This window comes from Bordetella genomosp. 7 (assembly GCF_002261415.1).
GTDB lineage: Bacteria > Pseudomonadota > Gammaproteobacteria > Burkholderiales > Burkholderiaceae_B > Bordetella_A.
In genome coordinates, this window is sequence record NZ_NEVI01000016.1 from 182,541 (window position 1) to 198,265 (window position 15,725).

Here is a 15,725-nt window from a genome sequence, read left to right on the forward strand (position 1 = left end):
CAAGCCCATCCACCTGTCTTTCCTTCCCCATCGCGGCCAGAACAGAGGTAAAAAACATGGCACGCGTATGCCAAGTAACTGGCAAAGCCCCGATGACGGGCAACAACGTTTCACACGCCAACAACAAGACCAAGCGTCGCTTCTTGCCCAACCTGCAAACGCGCCGGTTCTGGGTTGAAAGCGAAAACCGCTGGGTCCGCCTGCGTGTTTCCGCCAAGGCCATCCGCATCATCGACAAGGTCGGCATCGACGCCGTACTGGCCGATCTGCGCGCCCGCGGCGAAGTGGCCTGACCCGGCCCTCCCTCATCTACATCTAGGAGCACGACATGGCCAAAGGCATCCGCGAAAAGATCAAGCTCGAGTCCACTGCTGGCACGGGCCACTTCTACACCACCACCAAGAACAAGCGCAACATGCCCGAGAAGATGCTGATCAAGAAGTTCGATCCCGTCGCTCGCAAGCACGTTGATTACAAAGAAACCAAGCTGAAGTAATCCGGCTGGTTTAGGTATAGTTATACGGCCCTGCCCTGCGGGGCCGTTTTTTTGCGCGGCGTTGCCGCCCGGTTCACCCACCTTCCACGCGCCTCGCAGACCGCCATGTTCCGAATCCCGACCCTGTTGCATGCCGCCGTGATCGCCGCGGCGCTCGCCATAGCGCCCACGGCCCACGCCAAAAACGATGCCGCCCCGATCCGCATCGGCGAAATCAACAGCTACAAGGCCATACCGGCGTTCCTGGCGCCCTATAAAATGGGCTGGCAGCTGGCGCAAGAGCAAATCAACGCGCAGGGCGGCGTGCTGGGCCGGCCGCTGCAGGTAATCTGGCGCGACGACAACGGCAATCCGGGCGATTCGGTGCGCGCCGCCCAAGAGCTCATCAGCCGCGAAAAGGTCGAACTGCTGTTCGGCGGCTTCCTGTCGCACACCGGACTGGCACTGACCGATTTCGCCAAGCAGCGCAAGGTGTTCTTCCTGGCCGCCGAGCCCCTTACCGACAAGATCACCTGGCAGGACGGCAACCGCTACACCTACCGGCTGCGCCCCTCGACCTGGATGCACGTGGCGGCCCTGGCGCCCAAGGCCCTGGCGCTGCGCAAGCAACGCTGGGCCCTGGTCTATCCCAATTACGAATATGGCCAGTCGGCGATCGCCACGTTCAAGGCCATGATGACCTCATTCCAGCCCGACATCGAGTTCGTTGCCGAGCAGGCTGTGCCGCTGGGCAAGATCGACGCGGGCGCCGTGGTGCAGGCATTGGCCGATGCCAGGCCCGACGCCATCTTCAACGTGCTGTTTGCCGCAGACCTCACCCGCTTTGTGCGCGAAGGCAACACGCGGGGGCTGTTCGAGAATCGCGCCGTGGTGTCGGTGCTGACGGGCGAGCCCGAATACCTCGAGCCGTTGGGCGCGGACACGCCCGAAGGCTGGATCGTCACCGGCTATCCCTGGTATGCCATCGACACGCCGCAGCACAAGGCTTTCGCCGACGCCTATCGCAAGCGTTTCAACGAAACGCCCAAAGTCGGCTCGGTGGTGGGCTATGCGTCGCTGATGTCCATTGCGGCGGGCATCAAGCGCGCGGGCAGCACCGATACCGAAAAACTGGTCGAGGCGTTCTCGGGCCTGCAGCTCGAATCGCCCTTCGGGCCCATCACTTACCGCCCGATCGATCATCAATCCACCATGGGCGTCTATGTGGGCGTGACGGCTGTCCAGGACGGCCAGGGCATCATGAAAGATTTCTCCTACCTGGACGGCAGCCGCCTGCAGCCCCCCGATGAATACGTGCGGCAGCTGCGCCCCGCGCCCTGATGAACGCCTCCGGCCTGCTGCTGCAGCTGCTCAACGGCCTGGCTGACGCCAGCGCGCTGTTCCTGGTGGCCGCCGGGCTGTCGCTCATCTTCGGCGTTACCCGTATCGTGAATTTCGCGCACGGGTCGTTCTACATGCTGGGCGTATACCTGGCGTTCACGCTCACTTCATGGCTGGGCGGCAGCGCATGGGGCTACTGGATCGCCCTGCCCCTGGCCGCCCTGGCCGTGGGCGTGCTGGGCGCGCTCATCGAAATCCTGGTGCTGCGGCGCATTTACCAGGCTCCCGAACTCTTCCAGTTGCTGGCGACGTTTGCGCTGGTGCTCATCATCGGCGATGCCGCGCTGGCAATATGGGGCCCCACCGATCTGTTCGCCGCGCGCGCGCCAGGCCTGGACGGCGCCGTCGAGATCCTGGGCCGCCGCTTTCCCCAGTATGACTTGCTGCTCATCCTGCTGGGGCCGCTGGTGCTGGGCCTGCTGTGGCTGCTGCTGATGCGCACCCGTTGGGGCCGGCTGCTGCGCGCCGCGGCCGAAAACCGCACGATGCTCGCCGCGCTGGGCGTCAACCAGGCATGGCTGTTCACCTCGGCATACGCGCTGGGCGCCCTGCTGGCCGGGCTGGGCGGGGCCATGGCCGCGCCGCGCATGCCGGCCACGCTCGGGCTCGATCTCGAAATCATCGCCAGCGCCTTCGTCGTGGTGGTAGTGGGCGGCCTGGGCTCCGTGCCTGGCGCGTTCCTCGCCGCGCTGCTGATCTGCCTGGCCAAGGCCGTGTTCGTATACATGGGCCAGACGCAGATAGGGCCCTGGACGTTCAACCTGTCCAAACTCACCCTGGTCGCCGAGTTCGCCATCATGGCCGTGGTGCTCGTGCTGCGCCCCTGGGGGCTGCTGGGCAAGCCGCCCGAACCCGCCGGCGCGGCCGAGACCGCAAGCCGCCCGGTGGCTCGCGCATCGCGCCGCGCGCGGCTGGCCTACGGCGTCGTGCTGGCAGGGCTGGTGGCCCTGCCGTGGATCGCCGCCGCCTGGCCCTATCTCACCGTACTGTTCACCGAAATCCTGATCGCCGCACTTTTCGCGGCCAGCCTGCATTTCCTTATCGGCCCCGCCGGCATGACCTCGTTCGGACACGCCGCCTGGTTCGGCCTGGGCGCCTACGGAGCCGCACTGCTCATGAAGCTGGCGGCGCTGCCCATGGAAGCCGCGCTGCTCGCCGGGCCGCTGGTTGCCGCCATGGGCGCGCTGTTCTTCGGCTGGTTCTGCGTGCGCCTGTCGGGCGTATACCTGGCCATGCTCACGCTGGCCTGCGCGCAGATCCTGTGGGCGCTGGCATACCAATGGGACGCCATAGGCGGCAGCAACGGATTGATCGGCCTGTGGCCCTCCGACTGGCTGTCCAGCGGCACGGCTTACTACTACGCCACGCTGTTGCTGAGCGTGGCGGGTATCGCCTGGCTGCGCCGGCTGGTGTTCTCCGGCCTGGGCTACGCCCTGCGCGGCGCACGTGACTCGACGCTGCGTGCACAGGCTATCGGCATCGACGTGCAACGGGTGCAGTGGGCCGGGTTCACTGCGGCCGCGCTGGCAGCCGGCCTGGCCGGCTCGCTCTATGCGTATTCCAAAGGCAGCATCGCGCCCGACGTGCTCAGCGTCAGCCGCTCAGTAGACGGCCTGGTGATGGTCCTGCTGGGCGGGGTACAGTCGCTCGTCGGGCCGTTGGCCGGTGCATTCGCCTATACCTGGCTGCAGGACACGGCGGCCCGCCTTACCGAATATTGGCACGCCGTGCTGGGCCTGGCCGTGCTTGCGCTGGTCGTTGCACGCCCCGATGGCCTGGCCGGGCTTGTGCGCAGGAGCGCCACATCATGACGACGCCGCTGCTGCAGGTGCGCGGCCTGCGCAAGTCGTTCGGCGGCATCCATGCGCTGGACGACGTTTCGTTCTCGCTGGCTGCCGGCCACATGCTGGCGCTCATCGGCCCCAACGGCGCGGGCAAGTCCACGTGCTTCAACGCGCTGAGCGGGCAGATGCGTCCGGATTCGGGTTCGGTACTGCTCGATGGGCGCGAACTCGTCGGCCTGCGTCCCCAGCAGATCTGGCGTCAAGGCGTCGGCCGCACCTTCCAGACCGCCGCCACGTTCCGCTCGATGAGCGCCCAGGAAAATGTGCAGACAGCGTTGCTCGCCCGCGACGGCAAGCTGTACGCAAGCTGGCGGCGCGCCGATCGCCACGGCACGGACGCCGCCCTGGCCCTGCTCGACCAGGTCGGCATGGCCGCCCAGGCGCACCGACCCTGCGGCGAACTGGCTTATGGCGACGTCAAGCGCGTCGAACTGGCCATGGCGCTGGCGCACGAGCCGCGCCTGCTGCTCATGGACGAACCCACGGCGGGCATGGCTACCAGCGAACGGCACGCCTTGATGCAACTCACCCGTAATCTTGCCGACACCCGCCGCATCGCCGTGCTGTTCACCGAGCACAGTCTCGACGTGGTATTTCAGCATGCCGACCGCATCGTCGTGCTGGTGCGTGGCCAGGTGCTTGCAGAAGGCCAGCCCGCGGCCATCGCCGCCGATCCGCGCGTCAAGGCGGCCTACCTGGGCTCCGATCCGCTCGATCCGTTGAACTGACCGGTATGTCAGGCGCCGGCCTGCGGCGCCGGCGCGCCCGCGGCGCCATCGGCATCCCCGGCCCGGCCCCCGGCACAGGCCGCGCGCTGCCCCGCATACCCCATCGGCCCGCACTCGTGGAAAATGCGTGCGCTGCAACTTGCGCAGATATCGGGGTCCAGGCGCATGTAGATGTCAGCAATGGCAGTGCGTTTGTCCGGGAACACGTGGTCCGCGCCCAGGCGGTCGATAAAGCCGGTCTGACGCCACATCTGCAGCACGGCCGGCCGGGGCCGATGGAAGTACAGATCGCCGCCGGCCGCTCGCCGCTTGCGCAGCTCGTCTTCCCACAATATGGCGCCCGCATGATCGATGAAGTTCATGCTCTTGGCCATGATCAGCAAGTGGCGGGGCGCGGCAGGCGCGGCGCGCATGGCCTGAAGCCTGTCGGCCACATGCGCCACCGCGCCGAAATACACCGAGCCCTCCATGCGCAGCAGCTTCAGTTGCGGGCATTCGGGCAACGCATCGGGCAGCCCATCCAGCACTGCAAAATGGCGATCCGGATCGCGGGCATCGAAACCCATGGTACGCATGGCCGGATGCGATGTACGGTGCAGGTAGACCATCAGCGACAACAATGTGCCCAGCAAAATGGCGATTTCCATGCGGATAGTCACCGTGGCCACCATGGTGGCCAGCGCGATCATGCACTCGCTGCGCTGCACGCGCGCGGTCGCGCGCCAGCGCGGCAGGTCGAGCAGGTTCCAGCCCACCAGGATCAGCAGCCCCGCGATCGCGGCATGGGGAATCAGGGCCAGCAATGATGCGCTGGCAGTCACCAGCACAATCAGCAAGAGCGCGGCGAAGACTGCCGCCATGGGCGTGCGCGCGCCCGCCTCATAGTTTGGAATCGACCGGTTCAGCGACCCGCATGACAGGTACGACGAGAAAAAGCCGCCCACAATATTCGAAAGGCCCTGGCCCACGAATTCACGGTTCGCGTCGATAGGCTGGCCCGAACGCATTGCCACGGCCTTGGCAATGGAAATGGATTGCGCCAGCGCCACGATAGACAGCGCGAAAGCCAGGCCCAGCAGGTCTGGCAGCTTGCCCCAGTCGATATCGGGAACGTGAAAAGGCGGCCAGGGCTGCGCCAGGCTGCCCAACACGGAAATGGGCCGCCCGGCGGGCTCGAACACCCACGCATTCAACGCGGCGGCCAATGCGGTGCCCACCGCCAGCCCGATCAGCATGTGCGGCTTGCGGCGGCTTGCGCGGCGCACGGCCAGTGACGCCGCGATGGTGGCCACCGCAACCAGCAAGGCGCCCCAGTGCAACTGGCCTATCCCCCGCGCCACCGCCGCCAGGACGGCGCCGGCGCCATGTCCCTGGACGGGCGCCAGACCCAGCGCGTCCTTCAGCGCATGCACGCAGATCAGCAGGGCCGCTCCGCTGGTGAAGCCGAACAGGGCGGACGGAGAAATGAAGTTGGCCAGCGAGCCCAGGCGCAAGGTTCCCACCAGCCATTGCAGTATGCCGACCAGGATGGTCACTGCCAGCGCCAGCTGGATATAGGCCTCGCTGCCGGCTATCGCCAGCGGCGCCAGCACCGCATACAGCGCCAGCGAATTGGCGTTCGTGGGGCCGGACACCACATGGCGGCTCGAGCCGAACAGCGCCGCCACCACACAAGGCACAATGGCCGAATACAGGCCGTATTCGGGCGGCAGTCCGGCCAGCGTGGCGAATGCAACGCCTTGCGGCAACACCAGCAGCGCGCCCAGCAGCCCGGCGAGCGCATCCGCGCGCAGCGTGTGACGATCGACCTCGTACACCCAGGCACCGAATAACCTGCTTGCCAGCTTGCCCACGCGCCGCCATCTCCCCGTTGTCGTTATCGAATCCGTGCCGGCAGGCCGCAAGGCCCGGCACGGCGGGCGTCTAGCGTAAACCCTTCCACAGCCTCGTGCAATGCAACGTTCGCACCGCAGTCAGGCGGCGCCTCCGCCGCGTCGCGCGCGCATGGCCCGGCTCATGTCGGCCAGGGCGTGATCGTCGATCAGCCGTTGCGCCATGGGCAGGAGCTCTTCGTCCTCGCGCCGGATATGCTCCGCATACAAAGAACAGAACGCCTCCACGCGCGCGGGATCCAACTCGGCAGGCCGGCCGTCGCTCCACGCCTGCAGCACGGCCTGCAGCCCGCTCCAAGCCGCTTCAAGCTGCCGATGCTCCTGCGTCAGGCCATCCACCAGCGCATGCAGGCAGCGCGCATCGGACCCCGCCATCGACTCGATCAGCGCCGGAAACAGGTCTTCTTCCTCGTCCTGGTGGTGATGCACGGCCGCCGTGTCGAAGTATCGCAGCACGCTGGCCGCGGCCGTGCGCGCCATGTCGTCGGCGCCGTGCGCGGCCACATGCGCAGCCAGCCGGCGCAGGGTCGCGCACTGGCGCTCCATGCGCTCGTGGCAGGCCGCCAGCAGCGCCAGGGGCTGGTCCGGTCCCGCCGCCGGCGTCGAAAACCCGGGAATATGCATAGCCATGATTCTGCCTTTCTGGATTGCCGTTCGGATAAAGCGCCTCGCGCGCGTTTCGCAAGAGCGCGAACCGCCATCGCGCGTTCGCCAAGGCTTCCGGCAAGCATAGCGCCTGAACGCGGTACATACATCGTCTGCGGCCCACCTTCGGCAGCGCGCCGCGAGCTTGCCGCAAACACTGTGCAGCCATGGATCCGCATAGGGGGCCGAAAAGCTGAAAACACGCGTTTTTGGCCGGAAAACAACAGGTTTTGCAAATACCGCGTCCCGAAATACGCGCGCAATTGGGAAGTTCCGCTATTATCGGGCGCGAGGTGCCAAGTGCCGATCTTCGGTGCCGCGCTATCTCGTGTCCTCAACATACGGATTTCGACCATGGCTACCAAAGCAAAAGCTCCCGCCAAGAAAGTCAGCAAGACCGCCGCCAAGGCTCCGGCCAAGAAGGCAACCGCCGCCAAGCCCGCCGCGAAGAAAGCGGCCGCTCCCCGCGCCATCAAGCAAGCCCTGAACAAATCGCAACTGATCGCTCACCTGGTTGAACAGACCGGCGTGGAAGCCAAGTCGGTCAAGGCCGTGCTGGCGGGCCTGGAAGGCGCCGTGCTCGGTTCCGTGGACAAGAAGGGCGCAGGCGAATTCAGCCTGCCCGGCCTGTTCAAGGTGTCGGTCCAGAAGGTGCCTGCCAAGCCCAAGCGCTTCGGCAAAGACCCGTTCACCGGCGAAGAGCGCTGGTTCCCGGCCAAGCCCGCTTCGGTCAAGGTCAAGGTCCGTCCGCTCAAGAAGCTGAAAGACGCCGCGCAATAAGCGCCCCGTCCGACAGCCTCACCGGCAAGGCCCGTCTCGCCAGAGGCGGGCCTTGCCGTTTTCGGGCCTGCCGCGCCGCCGTATCGTCCGGCCTTCACGCCTTTTCCGTTTCCGATGTCCCGTCCGTCCCCGCACCACGATAGCGTCACACCGGCACTGACGACGCCCGTCACCCTGCTGATGGCCGCGGCCACCGGCCTGGTCGTCGCCAGCAACTACTACGCTCAACCGCTGCTGCACACCATTGGGCAGCAATTCGCCCTGTCCGAAACCGCGGCGGGCAGTATCGTCACGACCGCGCAGCTGTCGTACGCCGCCGGCCTGCTGCTGCTCGTGCCGCTGGGCGACATGGTCGAGCGGCGGGTTCTCATCGTGCTCATGACGGCGCTCGGCGCGGTCGGCCTGCTACTCTCGGCTTGCGCCACCAGCATTTCAATGCTGCTGGCCGGCACGGCCATCACGGGCTTCTTGTCGGTCGTGGCCCAGGTGCTCGTACCCTTTGCCGCCACGCTGGCTTCGCCCAGCCAGCGTGGCAAGGCGGTCGGCACCATCATGAGCGGGCTGCTGCTGGGCATACTGCTCGCAAGAACCTTCGCCGGCATGCTGGCCGAACTGGGCAGTTGGCGCACCGTGTACTGGGTGGCGGCGCTGCTGGTACTGGCCATGGCCGGCGCCCTGTGGCGCGTGCTGCCTCGCTATCGCACGCCCAACACCCACAACTACCCGGGCCTGCTGGCGTCGATCTTCCACCTCTATGCAAGCGAGCCGCTGCTGCGCGCCCGCTCGCTGATCGGCGCGCTGATCTTCGCGGCGTTCAGCATGCTCTGGACCCCGCTGACATTCCTCCTGGCCAATCCGCCCTACTCGTACGGCGACGCCACCATCGGCCTGTTCGGCCTTGCCGGCGCTGCCGGCGCCGTTGCCGCCAATCGCTACGGCAGCCTCAGCGACCGCGGGCGCGGCAACCTGGCCACGCGCGCGGGCCTGGCGGTGCTGCTTGGCTCCTGGGCCTTGCTGGGCATGGCGCAATACTCCCTGGCCGCCCTGCTGTGCGGCATCCTCTTGCTCGACATGGCGATCCAGGGGGTGCACGTCACCAACCAGAGCGCCCTGTACCGGCTGCGCCCGGATGCGCGCAGCCGCCTTACCGCCGGATACATGACGTGCTACTTCGTGGGCGGCGCCGCCGGCTCGCTGGCATCCGCCGCGCTTTATGCCCATACGGGCTGGCCCGGGGTGGTCGCGGGCGGCACGGCGGTCAGCGCGGCCGCCCTGGCCTACGCATGGCGCGCCCGCGCCGCGCGCCTGCCCGAAAACCCGTCACCGCCTGCCCAAGGCTAGGTACTTCTATAATCAATGGTTTAACCGCCGGCGCCTGGCGCGCTGCGGCCTTTCCTCTCTACTAGAATCGCGCACAGGTCCATGCAGGAACGCTACAGCCCCACCGCCGTCGAAGCGGCCGCCCAACAAGACTGGCAGGCCCGCGACGTCTATCGTGTCACCGAGCACGCCCGCGCCGCCGACGGCTCCGAAAAGCCCAAATTCTATGCGTGCTCGATGCTGCCCTACCCCAGCGGCAAGCTGCACATGGGCCACGTCCGCAACTACACGATCAACGACATGATGGCGCGCCAGCTGCGCATGCGCGGCTACAACGTGCTCATGCCCATGGGCTGGGACGCCTTCGGCATGCCGGCCGAGAACGCCGCCATCAAGTCCAGGGTGCCGCCAGCCAAATGGACCTACGACAACATCGCCTACATGAAAAAGCAAATGAAGGCGATGGGGCTGGCCATCGACTGGTCGCGTGAAATCGCCGCGTGCGACCCCAAGTACTACAAATGGAACCAATGGCTGTTCCTGAAGATGCTCGAGAAAGGCATCGCCTACCGCAAGACCCAGGTGGTCAACTGGGACCCGGTCGACCAGACCGTCCTTGCCAACGAGCAGGTCATCGACGGCCGCGGCTGGCGCTCGGGCGCCCCGGTCGAAAAGCGTGAAATCCCCGGCTACTACCTGCGCATCACCGATTACGCCGACGAACTGCTCGACCAGGTCCAATCGGGGCTGCCGGGCTGGCCCGAACGCGTGCGCATCATGCAGGAAAACTGGATAGGCAAATCCGAGGGCGTGCGCTTTGCGTTCCCGCACACCATCGCCGGCGCCGACGGAAAGCTCATCCAGGATGGCAAGCTCTACGTATTCACCACCCGCGCGGACACGATCATGGGTGTCACGTTCTGCGCCGTGGCGCCCGAGCATCCGCTGGCCACGCATGCCGCCCGCGACAACGCCGCGCTTGCAGAATTCATCGAGCAATGCAAGGTCGGCGGCACCACCGAAGCCGAAGTTTCCACGCGCGAGAAGGCCGGCATGCCCACGGGCCTTGCCGTCACGCACCCCATCACGGGCGAGCCCGTCGATGTCTGGGTGGGCAACTACGTGCTCATGAGCTACGGCGACGGCGCCGTCATGGGTGTGCCGGCGCACGACGAACGCGATTTCGCCTTTGCCCGCAAGTACCAGCTGCCCATCCGGCAAGTCATCGGCGTCGAAGGAAAGACGTACTCCACCGACGCCTGGCAAGACTGGTATGCCGACAAGCAGATTGGCCGCACGGTCAACTCGGGCAAATATGACGGCCTGTCGTACAGCCAGGCGGTCGACGCCATCGCCGCGGATCTCGCCGCGCAAGGCCTGGGCGAAAAGCAGACCACCTGGCGCCTGCGCGACTGGAGCATCTCGCGCCAGCGGTACTGGGGCACCCCCATCCCCATCATCCACTGCGCCGACTGCGGCCCCGTGCCGGTGCCCGAGCAAGACCTGCCCGTCGTGCTGCCCGACGACCTCATTCCCGACGGCACCGGCAACCCGCTCGCCAAGAACGAAGCCTTCCTGTCGTGCTCGTGCCCCCGTTGCGGCAAGCCCGCGCGCCGCGAGACCGACACCATGGACACCTTCGTCGATTCGTCGTGGTACTTCATGCGCTATACCTCGCCCGACAACGACCAGGCCATGGTAGATGCCCGCAACGACTACTGGATGCCCATGGACCAGTACATCGGGGGCATCGAACACGCCGTGCTGCACCTGCTGTATGCGCGTTTCTGGACGCGCGTCATGCGCGACCTGGGCCTGCTGAAGTTCGACGAGCCCTTCACTCGCCTGCTCTGCCAGGGCATGGTGCTCAACCACATCTACTCGCGCAAGAACCCGCAGGGCGGCATCGAGTACTTCTGGCCCGACGAAGTCGAAAACGTCTATGACGCCAAAGGCGCCATCACCAGTGCGCGCCACAAGGCCGATGGTTCCGAGGTGAACTACGGCGGCGTGGGCACGATGTCCAAGTCCAAGAACAACGGCGTCGATCCCCAGGCATTGATCGACACGCTCGGCGCCGACACGGCGCGCCTGTTCGTCATGTTCGCCAGCCCGCCGGAACAGACGCTCGAATGGTCCGACTCCGGGGTCGAAGGCGCCAACCGCTTCCTGCGCCGCCTGTGGGCGCACTGCCATGCCCACCGCGATGCCGTCGCGCGCGGCCTGGACGGCGGTGCCGACTGGTCCCAGGCGCCCGCTGCCGTCAAAGACCTGCGCCGCGAAATCCATGGCCTGCTCAAGCAAGCCGATTACGATTACCAGCGCATCCAGTACAACACCGTGGTGTCGGCCTGCATGAAAATGCTCAACGCCATGGACGACGCCAAGCTGCCCGAAGGCACGCACGCCGACGCCGCGCGCGCCGAAACACTGGGTGTGCTGCTGCGGGTGCTGTACCCCGTCGTGCCCCATGTCACCTGGCTGTTGTGGCGCGAACTCGGGTACGCTCGCAGCCTGGGCGACCTGCTCGACGCGCCCTGGCCCCAGGTCGACGAAGCCGCCCTGGTCGCCGACGAAATCGAGCTGGTGCTGCAGGTCAACGGCAAGCTGCGCGGCGCCATCCGGGTGTCCGCGCAGGCGTCCAAGGCCGATATCGAGCAAATCGCCGCGGCCCAGGACGAAGTGGCCCGTTTCCTCGAGGGCCGGCCGCCCAAGCGCGTCATCGTCGTGCCGGGCAAGCTGGTCAATGTCGTAGGCTGAAGAGGTATCGCATGCATCCCGCACCGCATCGTCCGCAACGCTTTCCATCCCGCTGGCTGCTGCGCGCGGCCGGCCTGGCGGCCGTCATGCTGCTTGCGGCGTGCGGGTTTGCATTGCGCGGCACCACGCCGCTGCCCTTCGACACCATGTATGTCGGCATTCCCGACAACACCCGGTTCGGCGCCGACATCCGGCGCGCGCTGCGTGCCGCGTCGCCCAACACCACACTTGTAGACGAGCCGGGCGACGCCCAGGCCATCCTGCAGTCAGTGCGCAACCGGCGCACGCTGCGCGAAGTCTCGCTCAATGCGCAAGGCCGCGTCGAGGAATACGAACTCGGCATCGACTTCACCTTCCGGCTCATCACCAACAAGGGGGTGGCGCTCCTGCCCGACACCACGCTGTCGGTGTACCGCGAGATGCCCTATGACGACCAGGTCGTGCAGGCCAAGCAGGGCCAGATCGAAAGCCTTTACCAGTCCATGCAGCAATCCCTGGTCAGCCGCCTGATACGCCGCCTCACGGCGCCCGATGTGCGCGAGGCGGCCGAAGCCGCCGCCCGCGGCGATGCCGATCCCGACCTGCCGGTCTACGACCCCAACGCCATGCCGTCGGACGCCAACCCGGAAACCTGGCAGACGCCGGCCTCGCCCGGCACCGGCGCCTGGTAAGCCATGGCGCAGGCGCTCGATGGCGACCGGCTGGCCGACCACCTGCAGCGCGCGGGCGGGCAGCTTGCGCCCCTCTACACGGTGTCGGGCGACGAACCGCTGCTGGTCACCGAGGCCATCGACGCCTTGCGTGCCGCAGGGCGAGCGGCCGGCTACACCGACCGCACCACGATGGTCATGGATGCCCGCAGCGACTGGAGCGCCGTGGCGGCCGCCACCCAGAGCGTGTCGCTGTTCGGCGACCGACGCATACTCGAAATCAAGCTGCCCACCGGCAAACCCGGCAAAACCGGCGGCGACACACTGACTCGCCTGGCCGAGCAGGCCGCGCGCCAGCCCGACCCGGACACGCTGCTGTTGGTCACCTTGCCCCGCCTGGACAAAGCCACGCGCGACACCAAATGGGCGCAGGCGCTGGCGGCCTCCGGCGTCATGGTCGAACTGCCATCCATCGAACGCAGCCGCCTGCCCGCCTGGATCGCCGCACGGCTGGCGCGCCAGCAGCAGCGCACCGACAACGCCACACTGCAATGGATGGCCGACAAGGTCGAAGGCAACCTGCTTGCCGCCCACCAGGAAATCCAAAAGCTGGCGCTGCTCTATCCCGAAGGCCAGCTGGCCGCCGAAGACGTCGAACGCGCGGTGCTCAACGTGGCCCGCTACGACGTTTTCGGCCTGCGCGATGCCATGCTCGCGGGCGATGTCCCGCGCACCGTACGCATGATCGCCGGCCTGCGCGACGAAGGCGAAGCGCTCCCGCTGGTGCTATGGGCGGTGGGCGACGAAATCCGCCTGCTGGCGCGTGTCGCCGAGGCGCGTGCCGCGGGGCAAGACACCGGCGCCATGATGCGACGGCTGCGCATATTCGGCGCCCACGAACGGCTGGCCCTGCAGGCCCTGGGCCGCGTGCCCGCGCGAGCCTGGCCCTCGGCGGTGCAACATGCCCACGAGGTCGACCGTCTGATCAAGGGCCTGCACGTCCCCGGCCGGCTTGCCGATCCCTGGGAAGAAATGACGCGCCTGGCGCTGCGTGTGGCGGCGGCCGGCCGGGCCTGAGCCCCGACGCAACACGCTACACTCGAACTCTACGCCGACGGCACGCCGCGCCGCCGACACCAACCATGCAAGATACGTGATGCCCGCTACTGACATCGACACCGCCATGCTGACCCTGGGCGAAAACGCCCGCCGCGCTTCGCGCGCCATGATGCGCGCCAGCGGCGCCGCCAAAAACCAGGCGCTGCACGCCATGGCCGACGCTCTGGGCGACAGCCGGGCCGGGCTCAAGGCAGCCAACGCACAGGACGTCGACGCCGCGCGCGCGGCCGGACTCGAACCCGCCCTGCTCGACCGCCTGACGCTGTCCGACAAAAGCCTCGACCTCATGATAAGCGGCCTGCGCCAGATAGCCGCGCTGCCTGATCCTGTCGGCACGATCACGGCAAGCACCCTGCGGCCCAACGGCATGCGGGTGGCGCAGATGCGCGTCCCGCTCGGCGTTATCGGCATCATTTATGAATCGCGGCCCAACGTCACCATCGATGCCGCCGCGCTTTGCCTCAAATCCGGCAACGCCGCCATTTTGCGCGGCGGCAGCGAAGCCGTGCATTCCAATCTCGCGCTGGGCGACGTGGTTCAGGCAGGCCTGCGCGCGGCTGCCTTGCCGGCCGAGGCCGTACAGGTCGTCAACACCACCGACCGCGCCGCGGTAGGCAAGCTCATCACCATGACGGAACACATCGACGTCATCGTGCCGCGCGGCGGAAAAGGCCTGATCGCGCGCCTGGCCAACGAAGCCCGCGTGCCGCTCATCAAGCACCTCGACGGCAACTGCCACGTGTACATCGACGCGGCCGCCGACCCCGAAAAAGCGCTTGCCATCGCACTCAACGCCAAGACTTACCGCTACGGCATCTGCGGCGCCATGGAAACGCTGCTGGTCGATGCCAGCGTCGCCGTGTCCATCCTGCCGCGCATTGCCGCGGCCTTCGCCGCCCATGGCGTCGAATTGCGCGGGTGCCCCCGCACTCGCGACATCGTCCCGGCAGCCAAGCCGGCCACCGACGAAGACTGGGCCACCGAATACCTGGCTCCCATCCTGGCCGTGCGCATCGTCGATTCCCTGGACGAAGCCATCGAACATATCGCGCGCTGGGGTTCGGGGCACACGGACGCGATCGTCACCGAAGATCTCTCGGCAGCCCAGCGCTTCCAGCGCGAGGTCGACTCCAGTTCCGTTTACGTCAACCTGCCCACTTGCTTTGCCGACGGGTTCGAATATGGCCTCGGCGCCGAAATCGGCATCTCCACCAATCGCCTGCATGCCCGGGGTCCGGTGGGGCTCGAAGGCCTCACCACCCTGAAATGGGTACTCAGCGGCGAAGGCCAGACCCGCGGATAACCGGCATTATCCGGCCCAGTCACGTACCAAACGTATCATTTCCATGCCCACGCAAGTTCTTGCCTACGCCTTCAGCCTGGTCACTCTCTGCTTCCTGGTCTGCACAATATGCGCCGTGCTGGTGTTCTTTGTGCGCGCCGATCACATCAACAATACGCTGCAGCACCCGCTGCTCAAGCACGGGCCATTCCGACGTTTTCCTTTCGCGGTCAAGACAGCAATCCTGCAAGACTATTTTTTCCGCCTGGCGTTTCCCGGGTTGAATTTCGGATTGTTCGGCCGCGCCAACGCGCTGCTCAGCCATGTCGATCCCAAACGCACACCCTTCAGCGTAAAGGCGCCGGTTGTCGTTTTCTGGGCGTCGTGCTGGGTGGGCCTGGTGGCCATGATCGCCGTCTGGGTCATGCTGTTGATGTACCGCTAAGGCGGGGCCGGGGCCATGCACAAAGCCCATCCACCCGCCCTACAACCCTGCCCGTGCGGCAGTGGCTCCAGCTACCAGCAATGCTGCCAGCTCTGGCACCAGGGGCCGCGCCGCCTGATGGCGCCCACCGCTGAAGCCTTGATGCGGTCGCGCTATAGCGCCTTTGTGCTCGACGAGCTGCAGTACCTGCTCGATACCTGGCATCCCGATACGCGTCCGCCCCAGCTCGAACCCAATCCACCCGACCTGAAATGGCTGTGACCTGCCCCCAGACTTAGTACGGCACCGACATAGAGTCCAGGGTTAAAAACCGTTGTTGTCGATGCGCCTGAGCAAACTGCTCCGGCGTTAAGTATCCCAGCGCGCTATGCGGGCGTTCGGTGT

14 protein-coding genes and 1 pseudogene are annotated in these 15,725 nt (G+C 66.6%); 13 read left to right on the top strand and 2 right to left on the bottom strand.

Annotation, left to right across the window (positions count from 1 at the left end):
* The first annotated feature begins 56 nt into the window (after positions 1–56).
* From rpmB to CAL18_RS11620, 5 genes are all read left to right on the top strand, one after another.
* Positions 57–293 (top strand): 50S ribosomal protein L28, encoded by a 237-nt coding sequence (rpmB, locus tag CAL18_RS11600; RefSeq protein ID WP_081745672.1) that lies wholly within the window; start codon positions 57–59, stop codon positions 291–293.
* A gap of 35 nt (positions 294–328) precedes the next feature.
* Complete coding sequence (gene rpmG / locus CAL18_RS11605; RefSeq protein WP_003810296.1) at positions 329–496, top strand: 50S ribosomal protein L33; 168 nt, start codon at positions 329–331, stop codon at positions 494–496.
* Positions 497–601: 105 nt separating this feature from the next.
* On the top strand, positions 602–1,816 hold the full coding sequence (locus CAL18_RS11610) for an ABC transporter substrate-binding protein (protein WP_051423705.1): 1,215 nt from the start codon (positions 602–604) through the stop codon (positions 1,814–1,816).
* Positions 1,816–3,687, top strand: a complete 1,872-nt coding sequence (locus tag CAL18_RS11615; protein WP_094817884.1) for an ABC transporter permease — start codon at positions 1,816–1,818, stop codon at positions 3,685–3,687. The genes CAL18_RS11610 and CAL18_RS11615 overlap by 1 nt, the downstream gene beginning before the upstream one ends.
* Positions 3,684–4,448, top strand: coding sequence for an ABC transporter ATP-binding protein (locus tag CAL18_RS11620; RefSeq protein WP_094817885.1), 765 nt, complete (start codon positions 3,684–3,686; stop codon positions 4,446–4,448). Before CAL18_RS11615 ends, CAL18_RS11620 begins: the two co-directional genes overlap by 4 nt.
* Positions 4,449–4,456: 8 nt before the next feature.
* Here the strand turns inward: CAL18_RS11620 and CAL18_RS11625 are convergent, their stop codons facing one another.
* Both CAL18_RS11625 and CAL18_RS11630 read right to left on the bottom strand, forming a co-directional pair.
* A complete protein-coding gene (locus CAL18_RS11625) occupies positions 4,457–6,301 on the bottom strand; it encodes a SulP family inorganic anion transporter (RefSeq protein WP_170940328.1) in 1,845 nt (614 codons plus the stop codon).
* A gap of 120 nt (positions 6,302–6,421) precedes the next feature.
* Complete coding sequence (locus CAL18_RS11630; protein ID WP_026639122.1) at positions 6,422–6,970, bottom strand: hemerythrin domain-containing protein; 549 nt, start codon at positions 6,968–6,970, stop codon at positions 6,422–6,424.
* Positions 6,971–7,339: 369 nt separating this feature from the next.
* On the opposite strand from CAL18_RS11630, the gene CAL18_RS11635 reads away from it, so the two are divergent.
* The 8 genes and pseudogenes from CAL18_RS11635 to CAL18_RS11670 all read left to right on the top strand — a co-directional run.
* The gene (locus tag CAL18_RS11635; RefSeq protein WP_026639123.1) at positions 7,340–7,765 is read left to right on the top strand and encodes an HU family DNA-binding protein; all 426 of its coding nucleotides are present in this window, start codon (positions 7,340–7,342) and stop codon (positions 7,763–7,765) included.
* A 114-nt stretch (positions 7,766–7,879) separates the two neighbouring features.
* Positions 7,880–9,106: an MFS transporter gene (locus CAL18_RS11640; RefSeq protein ID WP_094817887.1), complete on the top strand. Its 1,227-nt coding sequence runs from the start codon at positions 7,880–7,882 to the stop codon at positions 9,104–9,106.
* A gap of 81 nt (positions 9,107–9,187) precedes the next feature.
* Positions 9,188–11,845: a leucine--tRNA ligase gene (gene leuS, locus CAL18_RS11645; protein WP_026639125.1), complete on the top strand. Its 2,658-nt coding sequence runs from the start codon at positions 9,188–9,190 to the stop codon at positions 11,843–11,845.
* A gap of 11 nt (positions 11,846–11,856) precedes the next feature.
* A complete protein-coding gene (gene lptE, locus CAL18_RS11650) occupies positions 11,857–12,516 on the top strand; it encodes an LPS assembly lipoprotein LptE (RefSeq protein ID WP_094796867.1) in 660 nt (219 codons plus the stop codon).
* Positions 12,517–12,519: 3 nt separating this feature from the next.
* The gene (holA, locus tag CAL18_RS11655) at positions 12,520–13,572 is read left to right on the top strand and encodes a DNA polymerase III subunit delta (protein WP_094817888.1); all 1,053 of its coding nucleotides are present in this window, start codon (positions 12,520–12,522) and stop codon (positions 13,570–13,572) included.
* Between the two features lie 79 nt (positions 13,573–13,651).
* A complete protein-coding gene (locus tag CAL18_RS11660; RefSeq protein WP_094817889.1) occupies positions 13,652–14,917 on the top strand; it encodes a glutamate-5-semialdehyde dehydrogenase in 1,266 nt (421 codons plus the stop codon).
* Positions 14,918–14,960: 43 nt separating this feature from the next.
* Entirely contained in the window at positions 14,961–15,341 is a 381-nt protein-coding gene (locus CAL18_RS11665) for a hypothetical protein (RefSeq protein ID WP_026639129.1), read from the top strand.
* Between the two features lie 15 nt (positions 15,342–15,356).
* Positions 15,357–15,599 (top strand): annotated as a pseudogene (locus CAL18_RS11670) (YchJ family protein); the annotation flags it as partial.
* Positions 15,600–15,725 lie beyond the last annotated feature (126 nt).

Coding starts and splice junctions, on each gene's coding strand:
- CAL18_RS11610 (WP_051423705.1), top strand. CDS start 602: ATGTTCCGAATCCCGACCCTGTTGCATGCCGCCGTGATCGCCGCGGCG.
- lptE (WP_094796867.1), top strand. CDS start 11,857: ATGCATCCCGCACCGCATCGTCCGCAACGCTTTCCATCCCGCTGGCTG.
- CAL18_RS11660 (WP_094817889.1), top strand. CDS start 13,652: ATGCCCGCTACTGACATCGACACCGCCATGCTGACCCTGGGCGAAAAC.
- CAL18_RS11635 (WP_026639123.1), top strand. CDS start 7,340: ATGGCTACCAAAGCAAAAGCTCCCGCCAAGAAAGTCAGCAAGACCGCC.
- rpmG (WP_003810296.1), top strand. CDS start 329: ATGGCCAAAGGCATCCGCGAAAAGATCAAGCTCGAGTCCACTGCTGGC.
- CAL18_RS11630 (WP_026639122.1), bottom strand. CDS start 6,970: ATGGCTATGCATATTCCCGGGTTTTCGACGCCGGCGGCGGGACCGGAC.
- CAL18_RS11640 (WP_094817887.1), top strand. CDS start 7,880: ATGTCCCGTCCGTCCCCGCACCACGATAGCGTCACACCGGCACTGACG.
- rpmB (WP_081745672.1), top strand. CDS start 57: ATGGCACGCGTATGCCAAGTAACTGGCAAAGCCCCGATGACGGGCAAC.
- leuS (WP_026639125.1), top strand. CDS start 9,188: ATGCAGGAACGCTACAGCCCCACCGCCGTCGAAGCGGCCGCCCAACAA.
- CAL18_RS11665 (WP_026639129.1), top strand. CDS start 14,961: ATGCCCACGCAAGTTCTTGCCTACGCCTTCAGCCTGGTCACTCTCTGC.
- holA (WP_094817888.1), top strand. CDS start 12,520: ATGGCGCAGGCGCTCGATGGCGACCGGCTGGCCGACCACCTGCAGCGC.
- CAL18_RS11620 (WP_094817885.1), top strand. CDS start 3,684: ATGACGACGCCGCTGCTGCAGGTGCGCGGCCTGCGCAAGTCGTTCGGC.
- CAL18_RS11615 (WP_094817884.1), top strand. CDS start 1,816: ATGAACGCCTCCGGCCTGCTGCTGCAGCTGCTCAACGGCCTGGCTGAC.